We start from the raw sequence: 15,690 nt of genomic DNA on the forward strand, positions 1-15,690 counted from the left end.
AGCCGCCTGCCGGACCCCACCGACTTCAAACGGAGCACGATCAAGGCTGTCGGCTGTGCTGCAGGAGAGCCGCCGTGCCTGATGCTCTACCGGTTTCGGTTCACCACTCCCAGTGGTCGGGGGACGTGGAAGTGGGCAGCACGGCGATGCCGTAGTCGCTGATCACGACCACCGCGTAACGGTCCGCGGACTGCTTGATGTTGAGGGTGTACTTGCGCCCCCGCTCGGACCAGGACCACTGGTCGGGGTCTGACGTCGGCCTGATGGCCTTGAGCTCAGAGCTGCAGGTCGGCTTGAGGCCGTTCACGTCGATGGACGCGCTGTCGGTGCCGCTTTCCCAGCTCACGGTGCCACTGAGGGCCTCGGTCTGGATGTTCACGACGAAGAACTCGTGGAGCGCGTTGCCGTTGTCGGACGCCACGCCGTCACCTCTTTTCCTTTGTGAAGCAGCCAGACCCCTTGGACCGGCCGTACTTCGTACGCGTCGGATCAACGACTCCGGCGAGCGAAGGTCACGCGCACACGACTGGGGTGATGCCGAGTCCGGAGCGTGCCGGTTGAGCGGGAATGGAGGTTGGCCGGCTGGCGGTGTCAGCCGTTGACGTTCACTGCGGACCAGGTGGAGGCGACGGTGGCGGAGGCCGTGCTGTCGGGTCCGAAGAGGTCGGCGGCGGCCTGGAGGGTGGCGGCGCGGGCGCCGGAGTAGTCGGTGGTGGAGGTCATGTAGACGGTCAGCGCGCGGTACCAGATCAGTTCGGCGTCCACCCGGCCGATTCCGGTGACGGTCCGGCCGTCGACGGTGGGGCTGTCGTAGTCGTAACCGTTGATCGTCTTCGGGCCGCTGCCCTCGGCCAGCAGGTAGAAGAAGTGGTTGGCCGGGCCCGAGGAGTAGTGGACGTCGAGGTCGGCGATGCCGTCGTACCAGTAGTCCGCGGAGTGGCCGTCCTTGGAGGGCCGGTCCAGGTAGCGCAGCGGGGTGCCCTTGCCGTCGAGGTCGAGGTGCTTGCCCATGAGGTAGCCGGGGACGTCATGGGGGTTGTCGGCGTGGAAGGAGACCGCGGTGCCGAAGATGTCGCTGGTGGCTTCGTTGAGGCCGCCGGACTCCCCGGCGTACTCCAGGCCGGCGGTGGCGGCGGTGAGGCCGTGGATCATCTCGTGTGCGGCGACGTCCAGTTCGGTCAGGGGCTTGGCGTTGCCGGGCCCGTCACCGTAGGTCATGCAGAAGCACTTGTCGCTCCAAAAGGCGTTCGTGTAGTTGGAGCCGGCGTGGACCCGGCTGTAGGCGCCGATGCCGTCGCCGCGGATGCCGGTGCGTCCGTGGACGTCCTGGAGGTAGTCCCAGGTCTGGGCGGCGCCGTAGTGGGCGTCGACGCCGGCGGTCTCGTCGTTGCTCTGGTCGCCGTTGCCCCATCTGTCGGTCTGGTTGGTGAACAGGTCTCCTCGACCTTTCGCCGCGTGGTTCATGGTGTAGGTCTTCTGGCCGCCGCGTACCGCGTCGTTCATCTCGTACCCGAGCGCGGTGTGCGTCGTCCCCAGGGACACCGTTCCGTTGTACTGGCCCTGGCCGACGCCGGTGTGCACGGCCTCGTAGGCGTACAACTGCCCGCCCGAGGTCGCGTCGGTCACCACGTGCCGCTCGCTCGGAGTGCCGTCGGCCTGTGTCGCCTCCAGCACCGACTCCCAGGCCAGTGACGGGGTTCGGGCGGCCGACCAGACGACCAGCCGCGGGGGCGTCGTGGCGCGGAGGGACTGCATCACCTGGGCCGCCGAGATCACGGGCGTGGTGCTCGGCACGCCGACCGGCCCCCGGTGGGCGCGGGTGTCCGACAGTGCGCCCTGCGGGGTGCGGTGGACGATCAGATCGCCGCCGAGGACCGGCAGCTCGACGAAGGTGCGGTTGTACCGGAAGTGGACGGTGCCGTCCTCGTCCCGGGCGACGTCGGAGGGGAGCAGTGCCTCACGCGGGTCCAGGTGCAGCGCCTCCGCCGTCGAGACGGCGATCCTGGCGGCCTCCTTCAGCAACTCGGCGTGCTCGGGCAGGGAGAGCCGCACCTCGGCACCGCCGGCCGCGGCGGGGAGCGTGCGGGCTGCCGCGCCTGCGGGCTGAACGCACGTCAGCGCCACGGCGGCCAGGACGGCGAAGGCGGCAGCCGGCCAGGTGGACCGGCGGCGTGCGCGCTGGGGGTTCGTCGACCGCAACAGGGGCTCCTCGGTGTACGCAGTCGTGGCGGATCGGGGCACCGCGACGCCGGCCGGGCGGTCGGGCCCGGCCGGCGCGTCACGACGTCAACCCGCGTTGGCGATAGGGGAGTTGGTGTCGACCTGGGGGTCGTCATCGGGGTCGACGTCGTCGCTCGGCTCGACCGTGGGCTCCGCGCCGCTGCCCGGCTCGAACGCCATGAAGTGGGTGGATCCGCCGTAGCTGAAGTAGCCGAGCTCGTCACCCTTCCGCACCTCCTGGTCCTTGCGGACCGTGGGCGTGACCGAGGAGACCTCACTGATGCCGACAGCGGCCAGGCAGACCGTCCCGATCCGGGGCGCGGTGCTCTCGATGAACACCAGAGCACGCGTGCTGGACGCCGCCGCTCCGCCGAACGAGACCCCCTTGGGCACGGGACCCGCCCCGTCCAGCCCGGCTGTGCCGAACACCAGGCCGGGGACGATCTCCACGTGCCGCACCACGCCGTCGACCGGCGCGTGCCAGCGGTGGTAGCCGGTGGCGGGGAGCACCATCTGCAGGACGTCGCCGCCGACGAAACGGTCCGTGTAGGAACTGTTGTCGAGGGTCTCGGCCAGGGAGAAGACCTGGCCCTTGAGGGTGAACCCGGCGTTCTCCGCCACCTTCCGCTCGTGGCGCACCAAGGTGCCGTCGCTCGGCGCGAGGATCGCCGTGGGGTCGGTGGAGACCGGTCGGGCCCCGGGCTTGAACCTGCGGTGGAAGAAGTCGTTGAACGACGCGAAGCCCCAGTGCTCCGCACCACGGTCGGGAATCACGTAGTCGCCGAGCCGGTGGCGTTCGACGGCGAGCGGGGACAGCCAGCCGTTGTCCGCCTCGGTCAGCACGTAGCGGCTCGCGGGGCTGTCCAGGAACACGCACCACTCGCGCAGCACCTGCTGGAGCGCGGAGTTGAACGCCGGAGTGCGCAGGAGGCTCTCCCCCGCCTTCGTCAGCGACATGTTCGCGAACAGCGCGGACAGCGGGAAGAGAATCCGCTCCTCGGGCTTGGCATGCCACTCGGGCGCGGTCGTGACGATCTGATCCACACACTGGAGCAGATGACCGACACCGCGGATCGGCTGAAGCTCGCGCGGCAGCTGCTCCAGCATGCCGGCCACCAGCGGCTGGACGCTCCCGTCGGTCTCGATCAGTTTCGCCATCGCCGCAACAGCCGGGCTGTGCGGCTCCGTTCGGCTCTGCGCCCGGCCCGCGAGGTCGACCAGCCAGGCATCGACGGCCCGGCGGTCCTTCGGCAGATACCCGGCGACCCTCCCGAACGAGGTGCGGTAGCGGGCATCGGTCAACGCGCCCGTGAGATCGCCGAGCATGATTTCCTCCATCGGTCTTCGATCGATGACATCCAGCAGAGCCCCTGGACACTCTCGGCCACTCCCGCCCGATCAATGGGCAAGGAAACGCGACCCGTTGCCAAAGAACCCGAACGGATGACGGCCATGAACGATCGGCGCAGCCGATGTGCGCACACTGAACGGCCTTCGAATTTCCGTGACGATGCCATGTCCCGACTCCGCGAAACCCTCGAACGGGCCACGCCGGATCCTGGATCGCCACCGAGCTGCCCAAGATCATGAACGCGACCGTCTCGGCCCCCACACCAGTGCCCCGCGAGCTGTTGCGGAAGCGTGTGCGTCGTACGGGCGGCCTATCGGGTGGACGGCCCGCGCGGGCGGGAGTGTCGCGGCCGGTCTGTCGGACCGGGTGCCCCAGTCTCGTCCCCACAAGGAGGCGATGACCATGACCCCCGTACGCCGACCCCGGCTTCTCACCCGCGCCACTGTGCTGGCGGCCCTCGCACTGGCCGCCGTCACGGGGTGCAGCAGCAGCGGCAAGTCCCCCGCCACGGGGAGCAGCCCCACCGGTGCCGCCGGCAGCGGGCAGGCGGGAACCGTCACTGTGACGGAGAAGGAGTACACCCTCACGTTCTCCGAGATGCAGCTCACGCCCGGCAGCCACACCTTCGTCGCCCACAACGCCGGGACGACGGACCACGCGCTGGCCATCTCGGGCCCCGGTGTGTCGACCACGCAGACCTCGCCCATCCCGCCGGGCGGCGAGGCACAGTTCACCGTCACGCTCCAGCAGGGCAGTTACGAGGTGTGGTGTCCGATCGACGACCACAAGGCGCTCGGCATGGACGCCCACGTCCAGGTCGGCGCGGGCACGGCGGGATCGTCCTCGCCGACCGCCGCGGCCAGCGCCGCCACACCGCCGCCCGGCAATGGCTACTGACCTCCACCGCTCCCCCACCGGGCACCCCCTGCCGCTCCGGGCGCTCCAGCTCGTCACGGCCGCGGCGCTGGCGGTGAGCGCCGCGATCCACGCCGACCTCGCCCCCGGCTACGACGCGGTCGGCGCGCACATCACCCAGGGCACGCTGTTCCGCCTCGAAGCCGCCGTCGCCGCCCTCGCCGCGCTCCTCGTACTGGCCGCCGGCCACCGCAGGTCCGTCTGGGTGTTCGCCGCGCTGGTGTCCGCCTCCACCCTCGGAGCCCTGCTCCTGTACCGCTACGTGGACGTGGGCGCCATCGGCCCGCTGCCGAACATGTACGAACCCGCCTGGTTCACCGAGAAGGCCACGACCGCGATCGCCGAGGCCGTCGGCACCGTCACCGCGATCGCGGGATTCCTGACCGCCCGCCGTCCGCACTGAACGGTGCTCCGACAGGACCTCCCCGCCCCGCCCGACCACCGACCGGGGCGGGGGAGGACGACGAGGGCGGTGTTCAGGAGCATCGTTCCCGGGACGAGCCGGTGAGGGGTGGCGGTCTCGGCGACCAGCCACAGCGGCACGGCGACGGTGAGCACCCTGAACCGGATGGCCATGACCCCGTCCAGGGCGGCTCCCGTGCACGCGACCGCGCCCTGCTCGGCGCGTTGCTCGGCGTGAACCGGCCGCTGCGCCCGTCGCCGCCCGGAGCGCGGACGGCCCGCGTGGCGGGCCCCGTCGTCCGGTACGTCGCAAGCGCTTACCGCCGACTCCGGCGGCGGACGGCGATCAGGCTCAGCATCGTGCCGCCGAGGGCGGTGGCGACAGCCCCTCCCAGGAGGGAGGGCAGGGCGGGAGTTCCGGTGGCGGGCAGCACGCCCGCGGCGGTGCCCGGCGGGGGAGTGGGCGAGGGCACCGGTGCGGTGGGCGGCGGTGTGGGCTCGGGCGTGCAGTCGACCACGTTGGTGACCTCGGCCGCCAGGTGCTCGCCGGTCAGCTCCTCGGTGTCGGGGAGGGGGAGGTCGGTGCTTGCGCCGTCGAGGCGGGTGAGCCGGGACGAGACGAGGGCGCAGCCCGGGCGGTCGACGGTGGCGGTCTCGGTGATGGTGACCTGCTCGCCGACCCGGTAGCCGGTGCGGGCGGTGTCCCACGGTTGCGGGGTGGCGCTGCCTCCCCCCGGGCCGGTGAGCCGGAGTGCCGCGGTGAGGCCGGCGGGCTGCTGCCCGTCGGGCAGGAGCAGGCCGTCGACCTGCCAGGTCTTGGTGACGGTGACGTCGGCCGGCCGGACGGGGCGGTTGTGCACCAGGCAGCTGATCGCCTCGTTGCTCGGCGCCGTGACGGTGAAGGCGGCGCCCTGGTCGGTGACGGTGGCGGGCGCCCCGGTGCTCAGGTTGGTGCAGACCGCGTTCCGGCCGCCCTGGGTGACCAGTTCGTAGCCGCCCTGCTGGATTTCGGCGATGGTGACGGGGCCGCTGTCGGTGCCGGTGAAGGTCGGCCGGAAGGCGACCGATCCGGTGCCGTCGTCGGTGGTGGTCGCGGTGGCCGGGAGGCCGCCGATACCGGGGTCGTCGGTGGTCGCGTCGAAGGTCCAGCCCGGCCCTGCGTTCACCGAGCCGGTGACGTCCTCGCCCGTGGTGTCGACCGGAGCGATCTGTTTGACCACCGAGATGCTGCCCTGGCAGCGCGACAGTGCGAGATCGTGCAGGTCCTGACCGGCGGAGGGGAAGTCTGCGGTCTGGAAGTAGTCGGCGCTCAGCAGGTTCGTCCCGTCGTAGAGGGTCGGACCGGACAGTGCGCGGAGGTTGAGTCCGGACACGCCCTCGACGCCTTTGCCGACGCCGACCGCGATGATCCGTGCGCCGGTGGCCTTGACGGCGTTGGCGGAGAAGATGCCGTTCTCGACGTCCCGGAAGTGCGTCCGGGAGCCGTCGCCCTGTGCGTCGTCGGCGAACCGGGTCGGGTTTCCGTCGGTGATCACCACGACCGCCTGGTACCGCTGGGTGGCGGCGGCCACCGCCGCCAGGCCTTGGTCCCAGTTGGTGCCCTTGCCCAGCGTCCACCCGGCGTAGAGCTGCTTGAAGGCGTCGGCGCCGGCCTTGGTGGAGACCGGGATCAGCTCCGGGTGGTTGCGGTCCACGGTGGTCGCGGGGGACGCCTGGTCGAAGGAGAAGAGGGCCATCCGCGACGGGGTGCCGGTGAGGGCGTCGGCGAAGGTGTCGGTGGCCGCCTTCAGCTGCGGGAGCGCGCTGCCCACGGAGGCGGACAGGTCGAGCACCACCGCGACGTCCAGACCGCAGCCGACAGCGGGGACGGGGTTGGTGCGGGAGTTCTGCCACACGCCGCCGGAGGCGGTGTAGTGGGTGCCGTAGGTGTTACTGATCATGAAACCGTCGGGACCGGTGTCGGTCGACGCGTACGTCAGCCCGGCCGCCAGGGCCGGGGTCCGGAAGGTGTAGGCGGAGGCGACCGAGTCGCTGCCGCTGCCCGGCCCGGTGCGCAGGGCCGGGTTGGCGAACCACCCGGCGGGCACGCCGTCCGGGAGCTGCCGCACCCAGTAGCGCGCGCCCGCGTTGGCCCCGCCGTTCCCGGTGTCCGGCACCACGAAGGAGCAGTCCCCGTCCGCGTCGGCCACGCAGACACCCCACCCCGGGTCCACCGGGGCGTCGGATGCCTCGTCCGCGTACAGGCCCAGCCGTACGCCGGCCAGCGGGGCCACCGCCTGCGCGGTCGTCCGGTCCCCGCCGGTCCGCACCGTCACCACGGAGGTCTCCGCCCCGGGCGGCGGCACCGTGCGGTCGGCGAGAGGGGCTGCAGCGATCGCCGAGGCGCTCAGGAGCACCAGGACCGGCACGGCGAGGAACGGGCGACGACAGGAAACTCGCATATCGGGCACTGCCCCATAGTGACCAAGTACCGACCGGAATCTGCCGTTTTCCTGCCCGGGACACACCGACGGAGATCCGGACGCCCCTGCGCAAGCGGCTGGGCGCCGCAAGGAGACCGCTTCGACCGGCGACGCGTCCCGTTGATCCGGGCGGGGAGACAACGACGGTGTCACTCGAATGGCGGAAACCACTCAAGTGATTCGTGAACGAATCCGACGAAGGACACAGGAGACCCATCACACGAACGGAGTCACCCGATGCGCCGGATCAGCACCGCGCTCACCGTCCTCGCCGCAATATCCGCCGCCCTCCTGCCCGCCACCAGCGCGGTCGGCACCGACCGGCCGACGGTCGAGACGGCCGCCGCGCCGAACCCGAACTTCACCGTCCACTGCTTCACCACGATCAGCGGTGTGCAGCAGTCCGAGAGCTGGCTGTTCCAGCCCGGCCCGACCACCGCGGGCCGCACCGTCTCGGCGACCCACCGCACCAGCTACCGCGGCTGCTCGGGCAGTGCGAGCAGCACCCTCAACCAGAACGCCCCCGTGATCTGGGACTCCACCTGTCTGGATCCGTTCCCGGGGTTCAGCACCGAGACGATCACCTACACCTGGGACACCGGTGACACCACCACCGTGGAATTCCGCCAGGTGGTGGCGACCCGCGAGGTCAGCGGCAACCTCACCCGCACCCGGGTGAAGAGCAATGGCGTCGTCACCGCCGGAAGCGGCCTCGGCAAGACGGTCAACCGCAGCACCCTGTTCGACCCGGTCGGCAGCGGCTGCAACCGGGACACCGCCGAAGTGTTCGGCGCCACCAACGACTTCAGCATCGCCTGAGCAGCCCACCCGCCCGTGCCCGCCCCGCTCCGGGGCGGGCACGGGCGCTTCCGCAGCTGCAGGTCGGCGACGCCGTCTACGACAGCGTTCACGCGCAGTCCTACAACCAACGGCCCTTCCCTCGTCCACCCCGACCAGCGCGCCGCTCACGGCCGACCCGTGATCCAGATCTGGGCGCTCCCCGGTGAAGCCGCCCGGCCGGAACCCGGACGTCACGAGCGGCGAGGGGAACGTCGAAGGGGTCGTCCTGTCCACCGACCGGTTCACCGTCATGTTCCACTGACGACTCGGCCGCTGTCCCCGCATGCGCGCCGACCACGCGCCCCCGGAGACCGCGCCGAGGGCAGCCGGTGGGGAGCCGGTTCAGCTCTTCTCGTCCTCGGCCCAGGTGATGTCCATCTGGTCGATGAAGTAGCGGCCGTCGAAGCACAGGAACACCTTGGAGCTGGTGTCGTTGTCCGCGATCCAGGTCTTGTTCCACTGCACGACGGTGCCCGCGCCGTCGCGCTTGGGGAAGTAGAGGCCCTCGCGGCGTTCCGGCCGGTTGTAGAAACCGTGGCCGTTGGCCAGCCGGTACGGCGTGCGGACGAGGGCACCGCTGTAGTCGTCGAAGAGCGCCGCGGGGAAGTTGGTGCGGGCGACGAGCTTCGGCGGGACGTAGTGGACGTCGACCTCCCCGGAGTCCACGTAGCGGGCGGGCTCCCCCGGCAGCCGGTGGAAGGCCCTGCGCACGGCGCCCGGCGTGTCGTAGCTGTCCGTGAAGGTCAGGAGACTTCCCTCCCGTCCCTCCTTGTACCAGTCGCCCTGGGAGTACTGGTCGAAGTCGAAGGTCTCGATGCGGGTGCCCGGGGCGAGGAGCTCGCCGGGGACCTCCCGGAAGCTGGTCTCGTCGAAGATCTGCTCGATGGTTCGCACGCGCTTCTCGTAGCGGCGGGCCGGCACCCGGACCCGGCCCGTCCCCACCGGGAGGTCGGTGGCCTTCGGCGCCGGAGCGGGTGCGGGCTCCGGCGGCCGGACGGGCGCGGGCGCCCAGGCGGTGCAGGACCGGTCCTCGGCCCCCGCGCCCTTCTCCAGGATCAGCGGCCCGCCCGGCCGCTCGGCAGCCGGGTCGGCCAGGCCGAGCAGGCAGTTGGAGGAGTCGTTGATCGCCATCAGCCGACCGCTGTCGCGCTGGACGAAAGCCCGCCACGCCTGCCGCCAGTACGAGGAATCACTGCCGGTGTCGGAGAACTTGGGCCGCAGAGTGACCGCGGCGCCCCGGCTCGTCTCCTCGGCGGTCAGGTAGAGGCCGGTGGCGGCGTGCCGGATCCGGTGGTTGATCACCCGGAACCGCTCGGCCACCCACCGCTCGCCCTCGCCACCGGTCTCGGGCGCGAGCACCACAGGGGCACCCTCCGGGCTCCCCACCGCGACACCCGCCACCAGGCCGGGAATGCGGTGCAGACGCAGCACGAACGTCTCGGCGGGCCAGTCGACCAGCATGGTGAACACCCTCTCCACAAAGGAATATGACGTCGCGTCACGTCATGATCACCCATACGGGTGCAATCGCACCAGGCCCGCCGACAACCGGTCGACCGCCGAGCCTCGACCACCTGGGAGGCCATGAGTCCGGATCTCCTTCAACGACCGCCACTTCGTCGACAAGCACGACGCCGTCCGCGCCGTGGACCGACCTGCGCGGCCCTGACGGCCGGCTGCGGCCGCGCCTCGGATCCGCCCTCCACCGATCAGCCGCGGGGCTTCACCCGGAACCCGTGGAACGTGGCGCCGTAGCCCCAGCAGGGCCTCCTCTGCGCTACGGGCCATCGCGCTCATAGTTGTATAGTGCATCTTAATAGTTGCATTCATCAACCTTGAGTATTTGGGCGCCAGACCTGCTCCACAGCCACCACAGGAAGAACCGCACACGGGCATGAAGACATCGCACCGAGCCGAACCGGCCCAGCCCACCGCCACCCACCACACCCCGCCCGGCCGTTGGCACGGGGTAGGGCACCTCGCAGTACACCTGCTCACACCACTGCTGATGTGCCTGGGCATGGCGCTCGCCTACCAGGGCGCCTTCCACCAGCCGGAGCCCCACCACCTGAAAGTCGCCGTGGTGGGCACCACGGCGCCGGACCAGGTGCTGGCCCAGACCCTCAAGGATCGGGCGGGCGACGCGCTCGACGTCACCACCTTGCCCGACAGGCAGAGTGCCGAGCAGCAGCTGCACAGCCGGGACCTCGTCGGCGCGTACGTCCCCGACGCCGAGCATCCGGAACTGCTCATCGCCAAGGCCAACTCCGACACCTCCGCGATGGCCGCGGAGGCGGTGTTCCAGACCGTCGCCGGGCACCAGGGCGTGCCGCTGACCGTCACCGACGTGGCACCGCTCGCGGCCGGCGACCCAACGGGGCAGGGGATCTTCTTCCTGCTGGTCACCATCAGCATCGGCTCCTACGCCAGCGTGGCAGTGCTCGGCACGGCAGGCGCGGCCCTCGGCATGCGCGTGCGGGCACTGGTCGGGCTGGCGACCTCGCTCGTCGTCAGCGCGATCGGGATCGCGACCGCAGGACCCGTGTTCCACATCGTCGACCACCACCAGGTCGCCGTCTGGGCGCTCGCCTGGCTCTACTCGGCGGGCATCATCGCCATCGGCACCGGCCTGCACGCCTTCCTCAAGCGGTGGACCACGCTGACCATGATGGCGCTGTTCGTGATGCTCAACTTCACCACCTCCGGCGGCATTTACCGTCCCGACCTGCAGAACGGCTTCTTCGGCGCGTTGCACGGATTCTGGAACGGCGCCGGATTCGTCGAAGGTGCGCGCAGCATCCTGTACTTCGACGGCAGCGCGGGCCTCGGCGGCCGGGTGCTCTCGCTCGTCCTGTGGTTCATGGTCGGAGTGGCGATGCTTGTCGCCGCCGGTGTCCACGAGCGACGGCAGCAGACGGCCGCGTCGGCTGCCTCGACCGGCCCGACGGCGGAGGCCGGGCCCGACGAGCTCACCGAGGACCAGTTGCAGGAGGACGAGGCCGTCGCGGTCTGACACGAGCGCCCCACGCCGCGACACCGACGCGCCGACAGCCGCACTGTGGTTGCGCTGGAGCGACCCTGTCCTGCGGGATGCCAACACGCAGTCCCAACGGCACTCGGCCTCACCGCGCACCTACCGGCCCTCGCTGCCACGGCAGCGACCCGAACCGCTGCCTGGAACGTCTGGCCGCCGAGGACGGACGTCCGCCGACACCCGCCCGAGCCCCCTCGGCGGATGGGGTGGAGCATGAGACCCCCTGGCCCGCCGGAACGCTGAATGCGTTGCCGCAGGTCATGTGGCCTCTCCGGAGTGGGCCCGATGAGGCCTCGGCTGATGCCGGTTCAGTGGCCTGACCGACTGTCATGCCGCTCCACCCCGGTCGGGCCGGCCGGTGCGACGGGCGGCCGAGCCCGCGGTCGGTGTCGCGAGGCAGCGTTTCCGGGTGCTGGGACGGCTCCTTCGCAGCCGGTGTGGACCACGACTCCGTGCTGATTGCGTCCGTCCGGATGGCCTCCAGCGCCGCCGACTCCTCTCCGTTCGCATGCGGGAATGGGTTGCCGAGCGACCCACTGGCCCGCTTCCCGGAGGACACCGATGGCCATCCCCGCCCTGGACCACTCGACGACCCGCTACTCCCTCCCCCACGCCTACTGGATGGCGCAGGCCGCCGGACTGGCCGTGCTGGACCCGGCCGGCATCGAGGAGAAGGCCCACGCCTGGGGCTTCGGCGAGGTACGCCACTTCGAGTCGACGCACCAAATGCCGTTCCCGATCGAGGACACCCAGGCCTACACCATGGCCAGCGACCGCATGATCGTCACCGGCTTCCGCGGCACCGAGGTCCTGAAGATCTACGACTGGCTCACCGACGTCAACACCCCGCCCGTCCCCGGACCGGCCAAGAAGGGCTTCGTCCACTACGGCTTCCGGCAGGCCCTGCTGTCCGTCTACCCCCAGATCCGCGACACCGTCCAGGAACTGCGCACCGACGGGCAGAGCGTCTGGTTCACCGGCCACAGCCTCGGCGGCGCCCTCGCGATGCTGGCCGGCGCCAGCTGGTACTTCGAGGAGCCCCACCAACTCCCCGACGGCGTCTACACCTTCGGCCAGCCCCGCACCTGCGAACGCCTCCTCGCCGACGCCCACAACGCGGCCTTCAGGAACCGCTGCTACCGCTTCGTCAACAACAACGACATCGTCCCCCAGCTCCCGCCCGAGCCGATCTTCACCCACGTCGACGCGCTCCGCTACTTCGACGCGGACGGAAAGCTCCACGAGGCCATGCCGCTCATCGCCGGACTGAAGGACCGGAGCAAGGGCTTCCGCCAGGACATGTTCGCCCCCGAGACCGACGCGATCAGGGACCACCACCTGCCCCACTACCTCGCCGCGCTCGAGAGGAACCTCACCAGGACCGGCTGACCAGGTCCGGGCCTCGGCGAGTTGACGGTTGTCGAGGGGACATGATCCGGAGCCGGCCCCGGGCCTGCCCTCCGGTCCCAGGTCATGGCTCGCTGAGGTCTCTGCTCAACCACCCCTCGGGGCGCATGTGGAAGACCACGCGCTCACCGCTGCACCTCGCTGCCGCGATCTCGACACAGCGATCGACCAGCTCGGGAGCAAGACAGTGGGCCGCCACGTCGCGGAACAGCTCGATCGACCCGGGCGACGTGCAGACCACCAGCCCCTCGACGGAGACACAGCCGACCCGCGGCACCGTACATTCGACCATCAGGCTGAACCGGCCGGCCCTCTCGATGGGCAGGGCCTTGCGGCAGCCCGCATCGGTCAGCACCCTGACGTCACCACCAGGCTCGTACCAGCACCACACCGGCACGACCAGCGGGCCGTGCCCATCCCCTGCATCGACCGCCAGAGCAGCCACACGCGGCTCCGCCAGGAACCCCTCGCCGCTCGTCACGAGTCAGCGCCACGTACGCTCCTCCCTGCCCTCAGTTTGTTGCACTGTTCGAGCTCGCCGATGCGGTGCTGTGCACGGCCGGGCCGGTGAGGACCCTGGTCGAGCTGTCGCTGGCGGCCGAGTACCGGCGCGGGCACGGAACGATGTACGCGGCCCTGGACCGGGGCTGGTGCGAGCCCGCGCGCCTGCGCCGAGCCCTGGCCGACTTGCCGCTGCCGAAGGCGGCGGACGGACGGATCGTGCTCGCCGTCGACGTGTCCCACTGGCTCCGCCCCGACGCACCCACCAGCGACGACAGGCTGTTCTGCCACGTCTACGGACGCGGCGACCGCAGCAGGGACCAGTTCGTCCCGGGCTGGCCGTACTCCTTCGTCGCCGCGCTGGAGTCGGGACGGACCTCCTGGACCGCGCTGCTGGACGCCGTACGCCTCGGGCCCGCGGACGACGCCACACGCTCCACCGCCGCCCAACTGCGGGACGTTGTCGGCCGGTTGATCCGGGCCGGGCACTGGAGCGAGGGCGACCCGGAGATCCTGATCGTCATGGACTCCGGCTACGACACCGCCTACCTCGCCCACGCCCTCACGGACCTGCCCGTCGTGCTCGTCGGACGCCGGCGCTCGGACCGCGCCATGCTCCGCGACCCGGGCCCCGCCCGCGCCCGTCCGGGCCGGCCCCGCAAGCACGGCGGCGTCCTCGCCCTCTCCCGGCCCGACACCTGGCACACCCCCGACACCGCCACCGCCACGGCCACCACCCGCCACGGCACCGCCGAGACGACCGCCTGGGACCGCATGCACCCCGGGCTCCCATCGGCGGGCCGATCTTCCGGCCGTGGTGCGATCGGGTTCGGCAGCCCGAAGTGTCCGAGTGGTGCAGCAGGATGGGGTGACGATCCGTCTCGGGAGGGGAGAGCGATGTCCGCCAGCAGCAACCGGCTGCCTGTGGAGTTCCTGATCACCGTCGCGGCCGGCGCCGAACCTGGTTCGGCCGCCGCGCTGATGGCGGCCGGGCAGGCGCGGGAGCGTTCCGGTGACCGGCAGGTCGAGGAGTTGCTGGAGGCACTCCTTCGCGGGCCGTTCGCGCGGAACGCGCCGGATTGGATGCTGACAGCCGCCGTGACGAAAGGCCTGCACGCGGGCGATTCCGACTACCGCGCCCAGTTGACCGTCGAACTGGCCGCCCTCGCACTGGGGCATCCCGACTTCGACGGGAAGCTGCTGACGGAGGCCCTCCGTGGCTGCTCCGCCTACCGACTCGGGATGCTCGGCACCGCCGACCGTCCGCCGGTGCTGACCGTCGCGGTGTCCGCCGAACTGCACCGGCGGGTGTCACAGCCACCGCCCTTCACGTCCGCCATGCTGAAGGACCGGACGCCGGCGCAGGAGGTGCTCCGGACCGGGCGCCTCGACGACCGCGTGTTCGACGCGGCGGTGGTGCTGCTTCCCGGCCCGCCCGACCGAGCACGGCCAGAAGGCGAGAGCCCGAAGGAGTGGTCGGAGCGGTTCCATGCGGAGTACCGCACCTGGGAGAGCATGTGGCGGACAGTGCTGGAGCAGCAACTGGACCGCCACGATCGGTTGGTGCGGGCAGTGGACGGCACCGAAGCGGACTCGGTGGTCCGGCGACAGCTCTTGGGAGGCCTGCCGTGGATGGTGGAACCCGGGCTGCTCCGCCGGATCGCACTGGACGACCTGGCCTCGTTCGACTCCGCCATGCTGACGGCCCGGATCTGCGGGGCGGTGGTCGAGGGGGCATCCGAGGAGGCAGCCCGCGACAGGTTCTCGGCCGAGCTGGCCGCACTCGACGACACTGCCCGCACGGAACTCGGCCTCTGTCTGGGCGGTGATCCGATCCTCGGCGCCGAGTTCGGCCGCAAGGCGGCGGTGCTCTGGGCGCGGAACGCGGCGGATGGGCGCTGGCGGCTCATTCTCGACCCCGCCGAGGCGAAGCCCCGATTCGGCGGCCCCTGTCCGTGGCACATGCCGCCGGACGAACTCGCCGAGCTGGCACGGCGGTTCGCTCTGGTCGCTGAACAGGCCCTGCACACCTGGCGGCCCGAGAAGCTCTATGGCATCAGCCGGGCCACCGACCTCCGCTGGGTGCACGCCGTGCTGGTGCACCTTCCCGAGGTGACGGCCGAGACGAGGGCAGCCGTTCAACTCGTGCTCCGCGACGCCCGGCGCAACCCGAACCGCCCCCACTCCTACCGCCCCCAGGACTACGAGGACCACCAGCAGTTCACGAAGCTGCTCGCCGACATCACCCGGATCGTCGCCGACCCGCTCCCCCAGCCGTCCGCCACCCGCCGCGCCGCCCTCGGCGACCCGGCCGAGGTGACGCCCCGCCAGCTCTCCGCCGTCGAACCCGCCGTCCTGACTGCCTACTTGGATCAGCACACCGGCAACGACAAACTGGTCGAGAAGGCCCTGCTGTCCTGCGCCCAGCGGGGCGGCTTCCGGAGCGAACCGGTCTTCCCCGACCTCCTCGCCCGGCACTCCACTCCACAGCAGGCCTTGCGCGCCCTCACCCACGACCTGCGCCGCCGCCTCGGCGGCAACCCCTCCGACCGCGAGTC

General features: G+C 71.1%; 11 protein-coding genes and 1 pseudogene. 6 read left to right on the plus strand and 6 right to left on the minus strand.

Annotation, left to right across the window (positions count from 1 at the left end; genetic code table 11):
- Positions 1-100: 100 nt before the first annotated feature.
- From AMK19_RS18400 to AMK19_RS18410, 3 genes are all read right to left on the minus strand, one after another.
- Positions 101-421 (minus strand): hypothetical protein, encoded by a 321-nt coding sequence (locus AMK19_RS18400; protein ID WP_083647002.1) that lies wholly within the window; start codon positions 419-421, stop codon positions 101-103.
- A 170-nt stretch (positions 422-591) separates the two neighbouring features.
- On the minus strand, positions 592-2,199 hold the full coding sequence (locus tag AMK19_RS18405) for a M4 family metallopeptidase (RefSeq protein WP_073812975.1): 1,608 nt from the start codon (positions 2,197-2,199) through the stop codon (positions 592-594).
- An 87-nt stretch (positions 2,200-2,286) separates the two neighbouring features.
- Positions 2,287-3,546, minus strand: a complete 1,260-nt coding sequence (locus AMK19_RS18410) for a phosphatidylserine decarboxylase family protein (protein WP_073812977.1) — start codon at positions 3,544-3,546, stop codon at positions 2,287-2,289.
- 427 nt (positions 3,547-3,973) lie between these two features.
- Here AMK19_RS18410 and AMK19_RS18415 point away from each other — a divergent pair, with 427 nt between their 5' ends.
- Positions 3,974-4,468 (plus strand): hypothetical protein, encoded by a 495-nt coding sequence (locus AMK19_RS18415; RefSeq protein WP_143200260.1) that lies wholly within the window; start codon positions 3,974-3,976, stop codon positions 4,466-4,468.
- Positions 4,458-4,889, plus strand: a complete 432-nt coding sequence (locus AMK19_RS18420; protein ID WP_073812980.1) for a hypothetical protein — start codon at positions 4,458-4,460, stop codon at positions 4,887-4,889. The genes AMK19_RS18415 and AMK19_RS18420 overlap by 11 nt, the downstream gene beginning before the upstream one ends.
- A 316-nt stretch (positions 4,890-5,205) precedes the next feature.
- Here AMK19_RS18420 and AMK19_RS18425 read toward each other — a convergent pair whose 3' ends face one another.
- Positions 5,206-7,329 carry a vWA domain-containing protein gene (locus tag AMK19_RS18425; protein WP_143200261.1) on the minus strand — a complete coding sequence of 708 codons (2,124 nt, stop codon included), beginning with the start codon at positions 7,327-7,329 and terminating at the stop codon, positions 5,206-5,208.
- Positions 7,330-7,587: 258 nt separating this feature from the next.
- Here AMK19_RS18425 and AMK19_RS18430 point away from each other — a divergent pair, with 258 nt between their 5' ends.
- Positions 7,588-8,169 carry a hypothetical protein gene (locus AMK19_RS18430; RefSeq protein ID WP_073812983.1) on the plus strand — a complete coding sequence of 194 codons (582 nt, stop codon included), beginning with the start codon at positions 7,588-7,590 and terminating at the stop codon, positions 8,167-8,169.
- Positions 8,170-8,532: 363 nt separating this feature from the next.
- Here the strand turns inward: AMK19_RS18430 and AMK19_RS18435 are convergent, their stop codons facing one another.
- Positions 8,533-9,669: an RICIN domain-containing protein gene (locus tag AMK19_RS18435; protein ID WP_143200262.1), complete on the minus strand. Its 1,137-nt coding sequence runs from the start codon at positions 9,667-9,669 to the stop codon at positions 8,533-8,535.
- Between the two features lie 415 nt (positions 9,670-10,084).
- On the opposite strand from AMK19_RS18435, the gene AMK19_RS18440 reads away from it, so the two are divergent.
- Complete coding sequence (locus AMK19_RS18440) at positions 10,085-11,203, plus strand: hypothetical protein (RefSeq protein ID WP_073812986.1); 1,119 nt, start codon at positions 10,085-10,087, stop codon at positions 11,201-11,203.
- A gap of 582 nt (positions 11,204-11,785) precedes the next feature.
- Positions 11,786-12,613: a lipase family protein gene (locus AMK19_RS18445; protein ID WP_073812987.1), complete on the plus strand. Its 828-nt coding sequence runs from the start codon at positions 11,786-11,788 to the stop codon at positions 12,611-12,613.
- 82 nt (positions 12,614-12,695) lie between these two features.
- Here AMK19_RS18445 and AMK19_RS18450 read toward each other — a convergent pair whose 3' ends face one another.
- Positions 12,696-13,076, minus strand: a complete 381-nt coding sequence (locus tag AMK19_RS18450) for a pyridoxamine 5'-phosphate oxidase family protein (RefSeq protein WP_338015796.1) — start codon at positions 13,074-13,076, stop codon at positions 12,696-12,698.
- Positions 13,077-13,156: 80 nt separating this feature from the next.
- Here AMK19_RS18450 and AMK19_RS18455 point away from each other — a divergent pair.
- Positions 13,157-13,921 (plus strand): annotated as a pseudogene (locus AMK19_RS18455) (transposase); the annotation flags it as partial.
- Between the last annotated feature and the right edge of the window lie 1,769 nt (positions 13,922-15,690).

The sequence above is a fragment of the Kitasatospora sp. CB01950 genome (assembly GCF_001905465.1).
Taxonomy (GTDB): domain Bacteria; phylum Actinomycetota; class Actinomycetes; order Streptomycetales; family Streptomycetaceae; genus Kitasatospora.

Coding starts and splice junctions, on each gene's coding strand:
- AMK19_RS18415 (WP_143200260.1), top strand. CDS start 3,974: ATGACCCCCGTACGCCGACCCCGGCTTCTCACCCGCGCCACTGTGCTG.
- AMK19_RS18440 (WP_073812986.1), top strand. CDS start 10,085: ATGAAGACATCGCACCGAGCCGAACCGGCCCAGCCCACCGCCACCCAC.
- AMK19_RS18445 (WP_073812987.1), top strand. CDS start 11,786: ATGGCCATCCCCGCCCTGGACCACTCGACGACCCGCTACTCCCTCCCC.
- AMK19_RS18410 (WP_073812977.1), bottom strand. CDS start 3,546: ATGCTCGGCGATCTCACGGGCGCGTTGACCGATGCCCGCTACCGCACC.
- AMK19_RS18420 (WP_073812980.1), top strand. CDS start 4,458: ATGGCTACTGACCTCCACCGCTCCCCCACCGGGCACCCCCTGCCGCTC.
- AMK19_RS18430 (WP_073812983.1), top strand. CDS start 7,588: ATGCGCCGGATCAGCACCGCGCTCACCGTCCTCGCCGCAATATCCGCC.
- AMK19_RS18425 (WP_143200261.1), bottom strand. CDS start 7,329: ATGCGAGTTTCCTGTCGTCGCCCGTTCCTCGCCGTGCCGGTCCTGGTG.